The organism is Streptomyces sp. P17 (assembly GCF_032436805.1).
Taxonomy (GTDB): Bacteria; Actinomycetota; Actinomycetes; order Streptomycetales; family Streptomycetaceae; genus Streptomyces.
On sequence record NZ_JAVRBF010001330.1, the window covers coordinates 1 to 245 of the forward strand.

The following is a 245-nucleotide window of genomic DNA, read 5'->3' on the forward strand; positions in this document are numbered from 1 at the left end:
GGTCGGATAGGCCCGGCGTAACCTGCAGGCGCGAAGCATTGCTGCCCACCACCAATGGCTGGCCGGAGCCGATGAACAGGTTGTAGCTATTGTCATCCTGTGGCACCACGGTCACGCCAACGAACTCGGACAGCTTGCGCACGGCCTCTTCGCGAGCATCGAGCAGATCGTTCGGCGCACGTCCGTTGGCTGAAGCAATAGCAATGGCGTCGTTATAGCTGGCAATCGAAGTCGCCAGTTGATTG

At 59.6% G+C, this 245-nt stretch carries 1 pseudogene; it reads right to left on the bottom strand.

The features are described from left to right. Positions 1-245 (bottom strand): annotated as a pseudogene (locus RMT89_RS44860) (hypothetical protein); the annotation flags it as partial.